Source organism: Streptomyces sp. NPDC057900 (assembly GCF_042887885.1).
Lineage (GTDB): Bacteria > Actinomycetota > Actinomycetes > Streptomycetales > Streptomycetaceae > Streptomyces.
The window spans coordinates 1432334-1446202 of sequence record NZ_JBHVOI010000001.1 but is presented as its reverse complement, the minus strand read 5'-3'; the positions used below and the strand labels follow the sequence as shown (position 1 = coordinate 1446202).

Below are 13869 nucleotides of genomic sequence, written 5' to 3'. Positions count from 1 at the left end.
TACGCGGATCGAGACGTGAGACGTAAGATGTCCTATGTCTAGCTTCACCTTAAACAGATGCTCCTGCGACCGGTCAAGGGGCAACGGCACCTCGGGAGGACGTTGTGGCGCGGCCCACCATGGCTCAGGACATCGAGCGCAGGATCAAGGAACTGATCCTGGAACGCCGGCTCGCGCCGGGCGACGCGCTGCCCACGGAGGCCGAGCTGATGGATCTCTTCGGTGCCGGGCGGGTCTCGGTGCGCGAGGCGCTCAAATCGCTCCAGGCGGTCAACGTCGTCGAGATCCGGCGCGGATTCGGCACCTTCGTCGGCTCGCTCTCGCTGTCACCGTTCGCCGAGGGGCTCGCCTTCCGGGCGGCCGTCCGCCACCGCCAGGGCGAGCCCGGTCTCGCCGAGCTGATGAAGGTGCGCGAGGCCCTGGAGGCGGGGCTCGTGGGCGCCGTCGCCGCCGGGGTCCCGGGCGAGGACCTCGACGTGCTGCGCGCCCTCGTGGCGAAGATGGAGGAGGAGGCGGAGAGCGGCCGGGTCGCCCGCGCCACCGACCGGGCCTTCCACCTCGCGCTGTACGCCTCGCTCGACAACCACCTGCTCAGCGAGGTGCTCGACGCCTTCTGGGCGGCGATGGACCGGGTGCGCGAGGATCTCGACGACGGCCATCAGGACCCGTGGGTCACCTGCGCCCAGCACCGCGAGATCGTCGAGGCGGTGGCGGAGGCCGACAGCCTGCGCGCGGTACGGGCGATGCGCACCCACTTCGACGGCATCCGCACCCGGCTCGACCCGGCGTGACCGAGCGCGGGCCCGTCCGGTGACGGGCCATCGCGTTCCGGCCCGTCACCCCTCCACCCTGTCCACCCTCCCGTGGAGGTAACTGTCCGCGCCGTCCAGCGTCGCGCGGGACCACGCCGCCACCTCCGCCGCTCCCATCGCCCCCCAGTCCGGGGTCCGTTCGACCATCGCGTGCCCCAGCCGGCGCCCCAGGGCGACCAGCCGGGTCCCCTCGGGCCGCCGTTCGGCCGCGTACCGGCGCAGCGCCTCGGCCGGGGAGGACGGCGCCCCGCGCAGGACGCGTTCCAGACAGAGCGCGTCCTGAAGCGCCTTCGTCGCACCGCTGGCGGTGTGCGGCCTGGTGATGCTCGCCGCGTCGCCCGCCAGCAGGAACGGCGGATCGGCCACCCGGGGCGGGTCGAAATCGGTGACCGGGTGGTACGCCATGGACGTGTGCTCGCCCCCGCCGACGAGAGCGGCCCAGTCCGCCGGGAAGTGCTCCCGCGCGATGTGCCGTACGTACGTCTCGTGCGCGGCGGTCCAGGTCGCCGGGGGAGGGGAGCCGTAGATGGCGTACGCCAGCAGCCGGGACTCCGGCGCGGTGCCGGGGATCAGGTAGAAGATCCCGTGCCCGCCCCGGTAGCCGAGCGTGATCCACGCGCCGCGCACCAGCTCCAGCACCCGTGGATGACCGGCGAGCTCGGCGAGCGGCAGCGTGCCGCGCCACACGGCGTACCCCGCCGGAACCGGCCGCACCCCCGGGGCGACGGCCTCCCGGGTGACGGACCGGGGCCCGTCCGCCCCGACGACGATGTCGTAGACGTGCTCCGCGTCCGCCGTACGGAGCACGGCGCCGCCCGAGGGGTGACGCCCCACTCCGGTGACGGGCTGCCCCCGGTGGTACCGCACGGCTGCCCCGGTGTTCGCCCGCAGGGTGCGCCACAGCAGACCCCAGTGACAGGCCGTCACCGCACCTTCCTGGCGGGCCAGTTCGCGTGCGTACGGACGATCGTCCTGCCGGGTGAGCCAGAGCCGGGAGGGCGCCGGGACCGTCGGCATGGCGGCGTCCAGATACCCGGCGGCGACCAGTTCCCGGTGCAGCGCCGGCGGGATGGCGATGCCGAACCCCCGGTCCTCCAGGGCCGCTTCGCTGCGCTCGTGGACCGTCACCTCCGCGCCGGCCCTGGCCCCGGCGATGGCCATCGCGCACCCGGCGATGCTCCCGCCGACGACCCCGATGCGTAAGACCGCTCCCGCCACGTCCACCACCACTTCCCGGTTGCCCCGCCCGCTGCGCGTCGCTCCCATTGAACGGTCGCGCACCGGGGCACGTCCAACCGCCTTTCGGCCGTTGGACGTACGGCCCGGGGCCGGTTACGGGGAGACGGTCACCTTCGCGGTGCCCTGGGCCTGCTTGCCGTCCGCACGGTACGTCGCGGTGAGCGCGGCGCTGCCGGCCGCGCCGGCCGGTACGGTGACCGGGATCCTGATGTTGGCGCCCTGGCCGGGGTTGAGTGCGGGGATCGCGGTCTGCCGGGCCGTCCAGCCGCTCGGCACGGTCAGATCGATGGTGCCCGCGCTCCGGGTCACGTCCATCCGGTTCACCACCCGGACCGTGATCTCGGCGCCGGTCCCCGCCCTCAGCGTGGCGGGCGGGGTGATGGTGACGTCGGCACAGGTGCCGCCCAGCCACTTCAGGTCGAACGAGTCGTACGTGATGTGCTCGTAGTCGCCCCGCTCGTACAGCAGCCCGACCCTGCCGTCCGGCAGCCGGGTCAGGGTCGAGTACGCCGCCGCGCCGGGGTCGACGACCTTCCGGATCGGCCAGGTTTTGCCGTTGTCGCAGGACATCTTGACGGTGAGATTGCGACGCGACCCGGTGTCCTCCGTGTTGCTGAACAGCAGCCAGGAGGACTGCGGGTCCGAGGCCGGGGCGTCGGGGGCGTAGCGGATGACCGAGGCGTTGTTCGCCGGATCGGGGAGCGCGGTGTCCTGGACGAACGGGGTGTAGGTGGCTCCGCCGTCCGTGGAGTACGCGATCGTCCGGTAGGGCGCGGAGCGGTTGTTGAGCATGACGGTGCCGTCGTTCAGCTCGACGGTCTTGTTCTCGTCGCCGCCGGGGCCGACCGGCTTGCCCATCCGCCAGCTCGCGCCGTGGTCGTCGCTGTACGCGCTCGCCGCGTAGTTGGCGCCGTTGATGCGGACGGCGTACTGCTGGATCAGCCGGCCCTTGTGGGCTCCGTTGCGCAGCTGGATGCCCTCGCCGGACGCGGCGAACGTCCCTGCCCAGGCCGGGTCCTTGAGCTGCTTGGTGATCCGGCGGTGGGTCCAGGTCAGCCCGTCGTCGTCCGAGTAGCTGTAGTCGGCCTGGAGGACGTCGGGGTCGCTCTCGTCGTTGCCGGTGGCCGAGCCCGCGAAGCCCTGGTTCACCCCGGCCGCGTAGAACAGGAAGATCCGGCCGGTGGTCCGGTCGACCAGCAGGCTCGGGTCCCCGTATCCCTTGGGCGCGGCGTCCTTGCGGACCACCTGCTGGGGCTGCCAGGTCGTACCGCCGTCGGTGCTGCGGCGCAGCACGATGCCGATGTTGGAGGGCAGGTCCGCGAGGGTGGGCCGGGCGTCGTAGGCCGCCAGCACGGTGCCCTTGACCGAGGTGGTCAGCGCGGGGATGCGGTAGTGGGGGGAGCCCACGCCGTCGACGGTCAGGTCCTGGGAGGTGAGCGTGCCGGGGGCGGGCGCCGCGGCCTGGGCGGTGCCGGTCACGGCGATCACCAGCATGGCGGCACTGAGCAGGGCGACAGGGACGGTTCGCTGCATGGACGATCTCTCTTCTCGGAAGGGGGGGTGCTTCTCGAAGGGTGGGAGATGGGACGGCCCTTGGGGTCTGTGCGGCGGCAACTCCACGACGCAGGCCAGGGGTTCGCGCGCTCCGGCCGGTGAAGCCGGGCGCCGTCACGTCGTAGGTACGGATCCGGGTGTGCGACAGGTCATCAGACGGATGACGTCAGATGTCCTGTCGGCACACGGACCCTAGGCAGCCCCCGCAGCACCCGTCAAGGGTGCGCCGGGCGGGGCTCCGGGGTGTCGCGGCCAGCTCCCTTCGCCCTGCCGGGGGCGCCGCCCGGCGGGCTCAGCCCTTGGCGCCGCCGCGGGCCCGCGCCTCCGAGATCCGGCGCCTGACCGGGGCGTAGTGCTCGCCGAGCGCCCGCATGAAGCCGGGGATGTCCTTGGCCCGCGCGGCGTCCACGATGTTCTGGTGGGCCACGATCGTGGCCGTCTCGTCGGCGTGGGTGAATCCGTCGAGATGCGGCGCGACGATCGTGTACACGTCCCAGAAGGCCATCGAGAGCTGGCCGATCAGTTCGTTGCCCAGCGGGGCGACGAGCCGCGCGTGGAACGCCCGGTCGGCGTCCACGAAACCGTGCCCCTCCTGCGCGCCGGTCTCGCGCATGGTGGCCACCAGGCCGTCCAGCGCGTCGAGCTGCTCCGGCGTGAGCAGCGTGACGATGCGGTCGGCCATGCCGCGCTCGAAGAGCTCGCGCACGTCGACCAGGTCGGCCATCACCTGGAAGTCGTCGTCGGGGGAGAGCAGTCCGCGGAAGGTCAGGCTCTCCACCAGCGCCGACAGGCTCAGCCTGCCGACGTAGGTGCCGTGTCCGTGGCGGACCTCGACGATGTCGAGCGCGTTGAGGATCTTGACGGCCTCGCGGACGCTGGAGCGGCTGGCGCCGAGGGCCTCGCACAGGGCGGGCTCGGTGGGCAGCGGGTCCCCGGGGCGGAGCCGTTCTTCGAGGATGTACCGCTTGATGCCGTCGACGACTTCCTGCCGGAGCAGCTGCCGGCCGGGCCTCGTTCCGGACATATGTGAACTCCCCACCTCTTGACCCCTCTCGATTGTCAAGCTACGTTCCCACGCTATCAAGGCATCAGACATCTGACGTCTGATGCTTAAGGTTCCGCGGTCCCCGTGAACCACCGATCCACCGCCCGTCTTCACCCCCGACGCCCCACCTCAAAGTCCCTGGAGGACCCGTGCCCGAGCTGAGAGCAGCCGGTGTCGAGCGCCGCACCTTCCTGCGTTACACCAGTGCTGTCGGTGCCGCGGCCGCCATCACGGCGAGCCTTGCCGCCTGTGGCGGACCGTCCTCGACCGCCGACGGATCGACGGACAAGGGCAGCGGCAGCGACCTCATCGAGGCCGGTCTGTCGTATCCGCTGTCGACCGGCTTCGACCCGATGATCACCTCGGGCGCGACCCCGTACGCCGCCAACATGCACATCTTCGAGGGCCTGGTCGATCTCGATCCGGCAACACTCGTGGCACGTCCCGCGCTCGCCACCGAGATGCCGAAGAAGATCAACGCCACCACCTACCGGGCGACGCTGCGCAAGGGGGCGACCTTCCACGACGGCTCCGCCGTCACCGCCGACGACGTCGTCTTCAGCTTCGAACGCATCCTGGACCCGAAGAACGCCTCGCTGATGGCGCAGTTCGTGCCCTTCATCGACACGGTCGAGGCCGTCGACGCGGGCACGGTCGAGTTCAAGCTCAAGTACCCCTTCGCGCTCTTCCCGTCCCGGATAGCCGTGGCCCGGATCGTCCCGAAGAAGATCGTGGCACCCGACCCGAAGGCCTTCGACGCCAAGCCGGTCGGCTCCGGGCCGTACAGATTCGTCTCTGCCACCCGCGAGGACAAGATCGTCTTCGAGGCGTACGACAAGTACAACGGCGCCCACCCCGCCAAGGCCAAGAAGATGGTCTGGCGCCTGATGTCCGACCAGTCGGCCAGGGTCAGCGCCATGGAGTCGGGCCGCGTCCAGGCCATCGAGGACGTCCCTTACATCGACGTCAAGCGGCTCTCCGGCAACGCGAGGACGGAGTCCGTGCAGTCCTTCGGGCTGCTCTTCCTGATGTTCAACACCGCCGACAAGCGGTTCGCGGACAAGCGGGTGCGCCAGGCACTGCACTACGCCCTGGACACCGAGAAGATCATCTCCACCGCGATGGTCGGCAACGCCGCGGCCGCCACCGGCTACGTGCCCGCGACCCACCCCGACTACCACAAGGCCGCGACCGTCTACACGCACGACGTGGCCAAGGCGAAGCAGCTCCTCGCGGAGGCGGGCGTGAAGAACCTCGCCTTCACCGTCCTGACCACCGACACCGGCTGGGTCAAGGACATCGCCCCGCTCCTGAAGGAGAGCTGGGAGCAGGCGGGCGTCAAGGTCACCCTCAACATCGCCCAGTCCCCGGCCCAGTACGCCAAGGTCGACAAGGGGGACTTCGACGTCCTCGTCGCGCCCGGCGACCCGTCCGTCTTCGGCAACGACGCCGACCTGCTGCTGCGCTGGTTCTACTACGGCTTCTGGCCCGAGAGCCGCTACGGCTGGGGCAGGTCCGCCGCGTACAAGAAGGTCAAGCAGACCCTCGACAAGGCCGCCCAGGCGGGCGACGACGCGAAGCGCAAGGAGCTGTGGGGCCAGGTCACCGACCTCGTCGCGGACGAGGCCGCGCTCTACCCGATCCTCCACCGCAAACTCCCCACCGCCTGGACCGAGAAGGCGCTGCCCGGCTTCAAGCCGCTGCCCACCACCGGACTGTCCTTCCTGGACGTCAGCCGCGCCTGACCGAACGCCGACCCCGAGCCGCCCTCCCAGCCGGCGCCGCCCGTCAGGCGCCGGATCGCCCGGTCCGGGACAACCGACCCCGCTGTCCCGGACCGGCCCGCCCAACCGCAAGGAACCCGACGATGGTTGCTTTTCTCCGGCTCGCGCTGCGCCGCGTCGCGATGATGCCGGTGATGATCCTCGGCATCGCGCTGCTCGTCTTCGTGGTGCTGCAGTTCTCGCCGGCCGACCCGGCCTTCAACGCGCTCGGGGAGAGCGCCACGCCCGAAGCCCGTGCGGCCTTCGCGGACGCCAACGGCCTCAACGACCCGCTGCCCGTCCGCTACTTCCACTTCCTCGGCCAGCTGCTCCACTTCGACCTCGGGATGACCGTCCCGCCGAGCCAGCCCGTCGTCGACCGGATCACCGCCGCCTTCCCGCTCACCCTCCAGCTGACGATCCTCGGCCTGATCCTCGCGATCGTCCTCGCGGTCGTCTCCGGAGTCATCGGCGCGATGTACCGCGACCGCTGGCCCGACCAGCTGTTCCGGGTGCTCTCCATGGCCGGGGTCGCCGTCCCGTCCTTCTGGCTCGGGGTCCTGCTCATCCAGCAGTTCGCGCTGAACACCCCGGTCTTCCCGACCGGCGGCTACACCAACCCCGCCGACTCCTTCAGCGGCTGGCTCCGCACCATGGCCCTGCCCGCCTTCTCGCTCGCCGTGCCCGTCGCGGCCTCCCTCGCCCGGCTCGTCCGCACCTCGATGGTCGCCGAGCTCGACCGCGACTACGTCCGCACCGCACGCGGCAACGGCCTGCCGGTGTTCCTGGTGATCCGCTCGGTGCTGCGCAACGCGCTCGTCACCCCGCTCACCGTGCTCGGCGTCAAGGTCGGCTACCTGCTCAGCGGCGCCGTCGTCATCGAAGCGATCTTCGACCTGCCCGGCATGGGCAAGCTCATCCTCGAAGGTGTCACCGGCGGCGATGTCGCCCTGGTCCAGGGCACCGTACTGACCATCGCCATCGCGTTCCTGGTGGTCAACGTCATCGTCGACCTGCTCTATCTGCTGGTCAACCCGCGCATCAGGACGGTGTGACATGTTCACCACGGGCCGGCTGGCCAACAAGCTCTCCCGACCGGGCATCGCGTTCCGCGCCCTCCCCGTCACCTCCCGCGTCGCGCTCTGCGTGCTGCTCCTCGTCATCCTCGGCGCGGTGTTCGCCCCGCTCCTCACCCAGGACCCGCTCACCACCGGCACCCCGGTCCAGGCCCCGAGCGGCGGCCACTGGTTCGGCACCGACCGGGCCGGCCGCGACGTCTTCGCCCGCGTCGTGCACGGCTCGCGCTACTCGCTGGTCATCGGCCTCGGCTCGACCGCCCTGGCTTTGATCGCCGGCGCCCTGCTCGGCGCACTCGCCGCCACCTCGCGCAAGCTCGGCGACGAGTCCGTGATGCGCACCCTCGACGTGGTGATGTCGTTCCCGCCGATCGCCCTGGCCGCCGTACTCGTCGCCGTCTTCGGCACCAGCGTCCCGGTCATCATCTTCACCATCGCCTTCGTCTACACCCCGTCACTGGCCCGGGTGGTCCGCGCCAACGTCCTCTCCCAGTACGGCGAGGACTACGTCGCGGCCGAGAAGGTCATCGGCGCCCGGCGCGGCTACATCGTGCTGCGGCACGTCGCCGTCAACTGCATGGCCCCGGTCATGGTCTTCGCCACCGTGATGGTCGCGGAGGCGATCATCTTCGAGGCGAGCCTCTCCTTCATCGGCGCCGGTGTACAGGACCCCGACCCCAGCTGGGGCAGCGTCCTGGCCTACGGCCGGCAGATCCTCCTCGCGGGCGGCTGGTGGGCCACGTTCTTCCCCGGCCTCGCCCTGCTGGTCACCGTCCTCGCGCTGAACATCCTCTCCGAGGGCCTCACCGACGCCTCCGCGGCCCCGAAGAAGCCCCGGGCGGGCGCGGAACCCTCCCACACCGCCGCAGCACCGGACCCGGTGGAGGCCCGCTCCACCGTGGACATCGACGCCGCCCTCGCCAAGCTCGCGGAGCGCGTCCACGCCAACGGCCCGGCGATCGCCCCGGTACCGGAGGACGCCGCCGAACTCCTGGTCGTACGGGACCTCGCCATCCGATTCCCCGACCGGTACGGCACCACCCCGGTCGTCGACTCCCTCGACTTCACCGTCCACGAGGGCGAAACCCTCGGCCTGGTCGGCGAGTCCGGCTGCGGCAAATCCATCACCAGCCTCGCCGTCATGGGCCTCCTCGCCCGCAACGCCGAGGTCAGCGGCGAGATCCTCTACCGGGGCCGGGACCTGCTGAAGCTCCCGCCGAAGGAACGCCGCGCCCTGATGGGCCCCGAGATCGCGATGGTCTACCAGGACGCGCTCTCCTCCCTCAACCCGTCCGTACTCGTCGGCACCCAGCTGAAGCAGCTCACCTCACGCGGCGGCACCAAGACCCCGGCCGAACTCCTCGGCCTGGTCGGCCTGGCGCCGGAGCGCACCCTGCGCAGCTACCCGCACGAACTCTCCGGCGGCCAGCGCCAGCGCGTCCTGATCGCCATGGCGCTCTCCCGCAGCCCCCGGCTGCTCATCGCGGACGAACCGACCACCGCCCTGGACGTCACCGTCCAGGCCCAGGTCGTCGAGCTCCTGGTCCGGCTGCGCGACGAACTCGGCTTCGCCATGGTGCTCGTCAGCCACGACCTCGCGCTCGTCGGCGACCTGTCGCACCGCGTCGCGGTGATGTACGCGGGCCGGCTGGCCGAGATCGGGGACACCCGGTCCGTGCTCACCGCCCCCACCCACCACTACAGCCGCGGACTGCTCGGCTCCGTCGTCTCGCTGGAGGCGGGCGCCGAACGGCTCCACCAGATCCGCGGCGTCGTCCCCGCACCCCAGGGCTTCGGTACGGGCTGCCGGTTCGCCTCGCGCTGCGGCGCCGCCACCGAGCTGTGCCGCACCACCACCCCCGCACTGACCACGCGCGCCGGCGCGCACGACCACGGCTTCGCCTGCCACCACCCGGCGAAGGCCGCACAGCTGGAAGGGAGCGCCCTGTGATCAGGCTCGACGGCGTCCACGTACGTCACAAGGCACGCAGCGGAGGCGTGTTCCGCCGCGACGCCGTGCACGCCCTCACCGACGCGAGCCTGGAGGTGAAGCGCGGCGAGATCGTCGGCCTGGTCGGTGAGTCCGGCTGCGGCAAGTCGACGATGGCCCGGGTCCTGACCGGTCTGCAGAAGCCCACGGAGGGCACGGTCACCTTCCACGGCAAGGACCTGTGGGAGATGTCCGGAACCCAGCGGCGCGACGACTTCGGCTCCGCCGTCGGCGTCGTCTTCCAGGACCCCTCCACCGCCCTCAACCCGAGGCTCACGGTCGAGCAGATCCTGCGCGACCCGCTCGACGTGCACCGCCGGGGCACCCGCGAGGAGCGCCGGGCACGCGTCGGGGAACTCCTCGACCTGGTCGGCCTCCCCGGCCACACCCTGGCCGCACTGCCCGGACAGCTCTCCGGCGGCCAGCGCCAGCGCGTCGCCATCGCCCGCGCGCTCGCGCTCGAACCGGAACTGATCGTCGCCGACGAACCGACGTCCGCGCTCGACGTCTCGGTCCGCGCCCAGGTCCTCAACCTCCTGGTCGACCTGCGCGAACGGCTCGGCCTCGGCATGGTGTTCATCTCGCACGACATCCAGACCGTGCGCTACCTGGCCGACCGCATCGCCGTCCTCTACCTCGGCCGCGTCGTCGAGGAGGGGCGCGCGGCCGATGTCGCGGGCGCCCCCTCGCATCCGTACACCGAGGCGCTGCTCTCCGCGACCCCCAGCCTGATGGAGACCACCGAGCGCATCGTGCTCACCGGCCCGGTCCCCTCCGCGACCAACCCGCCGACCGGCTGCCCGTTCCGCACCCGCTGCTGGAAGGCGGACGACGCGTGCGCCACGGTCTTCCCGGTCCGCACCGAAGGCCCGGACGGGCACCGCTGGCACTGCGTCCACCCCCAGACCCCCGCGTCCCCCGCCGGGGACCCGACCCCCGTACCGTCCGCAAGGAGCACCGCATGACCGCCCGAACCCCCCGCTACTCGGGAGTGATCCCGCCCGTCGTCACCCCGCTCACCGCGGACGGCGAGCTCGACCGCCCCTCCCTGGAGCGGGTCGTGGGGCATCTCATCGACGGTGGTGTCAGCGGGCTGTTCGCCCTCGGCAGCTCCGGTGAGACCGCCTATCTGACGCCCGGACAGCAGGACCAGGTCATCGAGGTCATCACGGCGGCCGCCGCGGGCCAGGTACCGGTCCTCGTCGGAGCCATCGAGACCACCACCAACCGGGCCATCGAGCGCGCCGACCGCGCCGCCGCGCTCGGCGCGGACGCCGTCGTCGTCACCGCGCCCTTCTACACCCGCACCCACGACGCCGAGATCGACCGCCACTTCAGGCAGGTCGCGGCCGCCGTGGACGTACCGCTCCTCGCGTACGACGTACCGGTCTGCGTGCACAGCAAGCTCGACCCGGAACTGCTGCTGCCACTGGCGGCCGACGGGGTACTGGCCGGGGTCAAGGACTCCAGCGGCGACGACGGCTCGTTCCGCCGGCTGGTCATCGGCGCCCGGGAGCTGCCCGGCTTCTCCGTGCTCACCGGCCACGAACTGGTCGTCGACGCGATGATGCTCGGCGGCGCCGACGGCTCGGTGCCCGGACTCGGCAACGTCGACCCGCACGGTTACGTGCGCCTCCACGAAGCGGCCGTACGCGGCGACTGGGCCGCGGCGACCGCCGAACAGGACCGCCTCGTCGGCCTCTTCGACATCATCCGCGCCGCCCGCCCCGGAACCGTCTCCGCCACCGCCGCCGGACTCGGCGCGTTCAAGACCGCCCTCATGCTGCGCGGGATCATCGCCACCAACGTGATGAGCCCGCCGATGCGCACGCTGGACGCCGAGGAGACGGCGATCATCGCCGCCCACCTGGACCGGGCCGGGCTCTCCCGCGTCTGACGGCGATCCCGAGGGCCGGACGCGACGGAGGCCCGGTCGGACAGCGTGCGCTGTCCGACCGGGCCTCCAAGGGCTTTCGTCGCTCAGGGGAGCGGGCTCAGCTCAGCCCTGCGACTTGCGGGTGCGGCGCATCAGCAGGCCGCCACCGAGCACCATCGCGGCGCTGGCGCCACCGGCGATACCCAGGTTGCCGTTCGCACCGGTGTGCGCCATCTGCGGCGGCTTGTGGTGGTGCGTCGGCTTGTGGGGGTGCCAGGCGTGCGTCGGCGGGTTGTGCGTCGGCGGGTTGTGCGTGGGCGGGTTGTGGGTCGGGGGGTTGTGGTGCGGGGGGTTGTGCGTGGGCGGGTTGTGGTGGGGCGGGTTGTGCGTGGGCGGCTTCGGCGGGTTGTGGTGGTGGCCGGGAGGGCAGTCGCCGTTGTGGTGATGGTGGTGGTGGCCCGTCGTCGGCGGCTTCGGCGGGTTGTGCGTGGGCGGGTTGTGGTGCGGCGGGTTGTGATGCGTCGGCGGCTTGGGGTGCGTGGGGGGCTTCGGGTGGGTCGGCGGCGGCGGGGTCTCGTTCCCGCCCTCGCTGTTCTCGCACTTGTTGCCGAACGCCGGGTTCAGCAGACCGACCACGTCGACCGTGTTGCCGCAGGCGTTGACCGGGACGTCGACCGGGGCCTGGATCAGGTTGCCCGACAGCACGCCGGGGGAGTTGGCCGCGACGCCGTTGGCGCTCGCGCCCTGAGCGTCGCCGCTGCCCGATCCGCCGCCGCTGTTCTCGCACTCGTTGCCGAACGCCGGGTTCAGCGCGCCGATCACGTTGACCGTGTTGCCACAGACGTTGACGGGCACATGCACCGGCACCTGCACGGTGTTGCCCGAGCCGACCCCGGGGGAACCGATGGCGGCCCCGTCGGCCGAGGCGTCCGCGAACGCGTAGCCGCCGGACGCGGTCAGGATGCCTGACGCCGCCGCCATGACGAGCACGCTTTTACTCAAGGCTTTTCGCATTGCTTGCCCTTCCTTAGGACATTTCGCGCGGGCGTATCGCCCGCAGTTCGTTCATCAGCCGTGCAGCAACCGTCGGGCATGCCAGTACTGCTGGGTGAGCGTCCCGTCGGGCGGGCTTGACTCCACCCATAACGACGCCCGGGTGACAGGGAAACGTGAAATCCGTGAAAATAATGTGACCACCCGGACGGACTACGAAGGGGTGTTCGCTTCCTGGATTCGAGTCATTGGGCAGCGCTCTGCGTCGTTCGACCGAAAGGAGGTTGAGGCCCGAATCGAAACACATGGCAAACGAATATGTGGTGCATTTACTCGCATCTTTCGTACGCGTGTCCGTCGAATCCCGGCATTCGAGTGAATGGACATAACCAAACGTCCCGAAGCGAGTTGGTCAGTGCGCTCCGGTACGGGGCATCCAGTACGAGAAGGGTTCATCGTGATCAAGAAGGTCCTGGCTACGGGTGCCGTTGCCGCCTCCATCCTCGGTCTCGGCGCCGCGCAGGCGATGGCCATCGGCAACGACGGCGGCACCACGTCGGTCAACGGGAACGGCGCCTCGCAGTCGTTCGGCAACGCCGAGACCCACGGCGACGGCAGCCCCCAGTTCGGCCTGGTCCAGGGCTCGCTGAACAAGCCCTGCGTCGGCCTGCCGCTCAAGGCCAACGTCGGTTCGCTGATCGGCCTCGTCCCGATCGCGGTCCAGGACGTCAACGTCCTGTCGTCGCCGCAGAACCAGCAGTGCACCGAGAACTCCACCCAGGCGAAGGGCGACGAGGCGCTGTCGCACATCCTGGACGACATCCCGGTCCTCTCCGGCAACGGTGCCGGCAACCGCTGATCCAGCTGTGCACAGGCCCCGGGCCGCCGGCGCTCCTCCTCCGCGCGGCCCGGGGCCTGCTGCTGCCCTCCTTGGGGCTCGTCCGTGAGCGGTCCGGTGACCGCGACGGTGACGTCGCGTGATCGGAACTGCGTCATTCGGGCGGTCTTCGAGGAATCTTCGGCTGGAAGAGTTTCGCTTACCGTCTTAAATCGTTACGAATTACAGCGGCGGAGTTACGAGTGGTCAGAACCCGCGCTCGTGCGGCACGAAATTCGTTGCCGCTCCGGACTCCGTCAAAGAAAGGGTTGAAAGTGAAGTACACCAAGATCGCCGCCGTTGCCGCCGGAACCCTCATCGCGATGGGTGCCGCCGCCCCGGCGTTCGCCGACTCCGGTGCCGAGGGTGCGGCCGTGGGCTCCCCGGGCGTCCTGTCCGGCAACACCATCCAGGTCCCGATCCACGTGCCGGTCAACCTGTGCGGCAACACCGTGAACGTCATCGGTCTGCTGAACCCGGCCTTCGGCAACACCTGCGTCAACGCCTGATCGTTGTACCGCCGAGCCCGTCTCGGCGCCGGTCTGCCCCGGATCGCATCTCCTGCGATCCGGGGCTTTCCTCTTTCCTGCGCTCTCCGTCCCGGGAGTTCGCGGCCCTGCCCGGACACGGTGAAAAGGCCTGAG

At 70.9% G+C, this 13869-nt stretch carries 12 protein-coding genes; 8 read left to right on the top strand and 4 right to left on the bottom strand.

Translation table 11 applies throughout. From position 1 onward, the window contains the following. The first annotated feature begins 104 nt into the window (after positions 1-104). Positions 105-791: a FadR/GntR family transcriptional regulator gene (locus ACFVQ0_RS05965; RefSeq protein WP_390084953.1), complete on the top strand. Its 687-nt coding sequence runs from the start codon at positions 105-107 to the stop codon at positions 789-791. 45 nt (positions 792-836) lie between these two features. Here the strand turns inward: ACFVQ0_RS05965 and ACFVQ0_RS05960 are convergent, their stop codons facing one another. The 3 genes from ACFVQ0_RS05960 to ACFVQ0_RS05950 form a co-directional block, all read right to left on the bottom strand. Beyond that, positions 837-2093, bottom strand: a complete 1257-nt coding sequence (locus tag ACFVQ0_RS05960) for an FAD-dependent monooxygenase (protein ID WP_390084951.1) — start codon at positions 2091-2093, stop codon at positions 837-839. A gap of 51 nt (positions 2094-2144) precedes the next feature. Beyond that, complete coding sequence (locus tag ACFVQ0_RS05955; RefSeq protein ID WP_390084949.1) at positions 2145-3584, bottom strand: exo-alpha-sialidase; 1440 nt, start codon at positions 3582-3584, stop codon at positions 2145-2147. Between the two features lie 313 nt (positions 3585-3897). Further along, complete coding sequence (locus ACFVQ0_RS05950) at positions 3898-4629, bottom strand: FadR/GntR family transcriptional regulator (protein WP_390084947.1); 732 nt, start codon at positions 4627-4629, stop codon at positions 3898-3900. 170 nt (positions 4630-4799) lie between these two features. Between ACFVQ0_RS05950 and ACFVQ0_RS05945 the strand changes: the two genes are divergently transcribed. The 5 genes from ACFVQ0_RS05945 (at position 4800) to ACFVQ0_RS05925 (ending at position 11376) form a co-directional block, all read left to right on the top strand. Then, positions 4800-6395: an ABC transporter substrate-binding protein gene (locus ACFVQ0_RS05945; RefSeq protein WP_390084945.1), complete on the top strand. Its 1596-nt coding sequence runs from the start codon at positions 4800-4802 to the stop codon at positions 6393-6395. A gap of 122 nt (positions 6396-6517) precedes the next feature. Next, the gene (locus ACFVQ0_RS05940) at positions 6518-7468 is read left to right on the top strand and encodes an ABC transporter permease (protein WP_390084943.1); all 951 of its coding nucleotides are present in this window, start codon (positions 6518-6520) and stop codon (positions 7466-7468) included. A 1-nt stretch (position 7469) separates the two neighbouring features. Next, positions 7470-9440 carry a dipeptide/oligopeptide/nickel ABC transporter permease/ATP-binding protein gene (locus ACFVQ0_RS05935; protein ID WP_390084941.1) on the top strand — a complete coding sequence of 657 codons (1971 nt, stop codon included), beginning with the start codon at positions 7470-7472 and terminating at the stop codon, positions 9438-9440. Continuing rightward, the gene (locus tag ACFVQ0_RS05930; RefSeq protein ID WP_390084939.1) at positions 9437-10444 is read left to right on the top strand and encodes an ABC transporter ATP-binding protein; all 1008 of its coding nucleotides are present in this window, start codon (positions 9437-9439) and stop codon (positions 10442-10444) included. The genes ACFVQ0_RS05935 and ACFVQ0_RS05930 overlap by 4 nt, the downstream gene beginning before the upstream one ends. After that, positions 10441-11376 (top strand): dihydrodipicolinate synthase family protein, encoded by a 936-nt coding sequence (locus ACFVQ0_RS05925; protein ID WP_390084937.1) that lies wholly within the window; start codon positions 10441-10443, stop codon positions 11374-11376. Before ACFVQ0_RS05930 ends, ACFVQ0_RS05925 begins: the two co-directional genes overlap by 4 nt. Before the next feature lie 102 nt (positions 11377-11478). Here ACFVQ0_RS05925 and ACFVQ0_RS05920 read toward each other — a convergent pair whose 3' ends face one another. Continuing rightward, the gene (locus ACFVQ0_RS05920; protein WP_390085412.1) at positions 11479-12345 is read right to left on the bottom strand and encodes a chaplin; all 867 of its coding nucleotides are present in this window, start codon (positions 12343-12345) and stop codon (positions 11479-11481) included. 460 nt (positions 12346-12805) lie between these two features. Between ACFVQ0_RS05920 and ACFVQ0_RS05915 the strand changes: the two genes are divergently transcribed. Both ACFVQ0_RS05915 and ACFVQ0_RS05910 read left to right on the top strand, forming a co-directional pair. Continuing rightward, positions 12806-13207 (top strand): rodlin, encoded by a 402-nt coding sequence (locus ACFVQ0_RS05915; RefSeq protein WP_311302463.1) that lies wholly within the window; start codon positions 12806-12808, stop codon positions 13205-13207. 293 nt (positions 13208-13500) lie between these two features. Then, positions 13501-13734 carry a chaplin gene (locus ACFVQ0_RS05910; protein WP_390084935.1) on the top strand — a complete coding sequence of 78 codons (234 nt, stop codon included), beginning with the start codon at positions 13501-13503 and terminating at the stop codon, positions 13732-13734. Positions 13735-13869 lie beyond the last annotated feature (135 nt).

Coding starts and splice junctions, on each gene's coding strand:
- ACFVQ0_RS05955 (WP_390084949.1), bottom strand. CDS start 3,584: ATGCAGCGAACCGTCCCTGTCGCCCTGCTCAGTGCCGCCATGCTGGTG.
- ACFVQ0_RS05950 (WP_390084947.1), bottom strand. CDS start 4,629: ATGTCCGGAACGAGGCCCGGCCGGCAGCTGCTCCGGCAGGAAGTCGTC.
- ACFVQ0_RS05940 (WP_390084943.1), top strand. CDS start 6,518: ATGGTTGCTTTTCTCCGGCTCGCGCTGCGCCGCGTCGCGATGATGCCG.
- ACFVQ0_RS05935 (WP_390084941.1), top strand. CDS start 7,470: ATGTTCACCACGGGCCGGCTGGCCAACAAGCTCTCCCGACCGGGCATC.
- ACFVQ0_RS05925 (WP_390084937.1), top strand. CDS start 10,441: ATGACCGCCCGAACCCCCCGCTACTCGGGAGTGATCCCGCCCGTCGTC.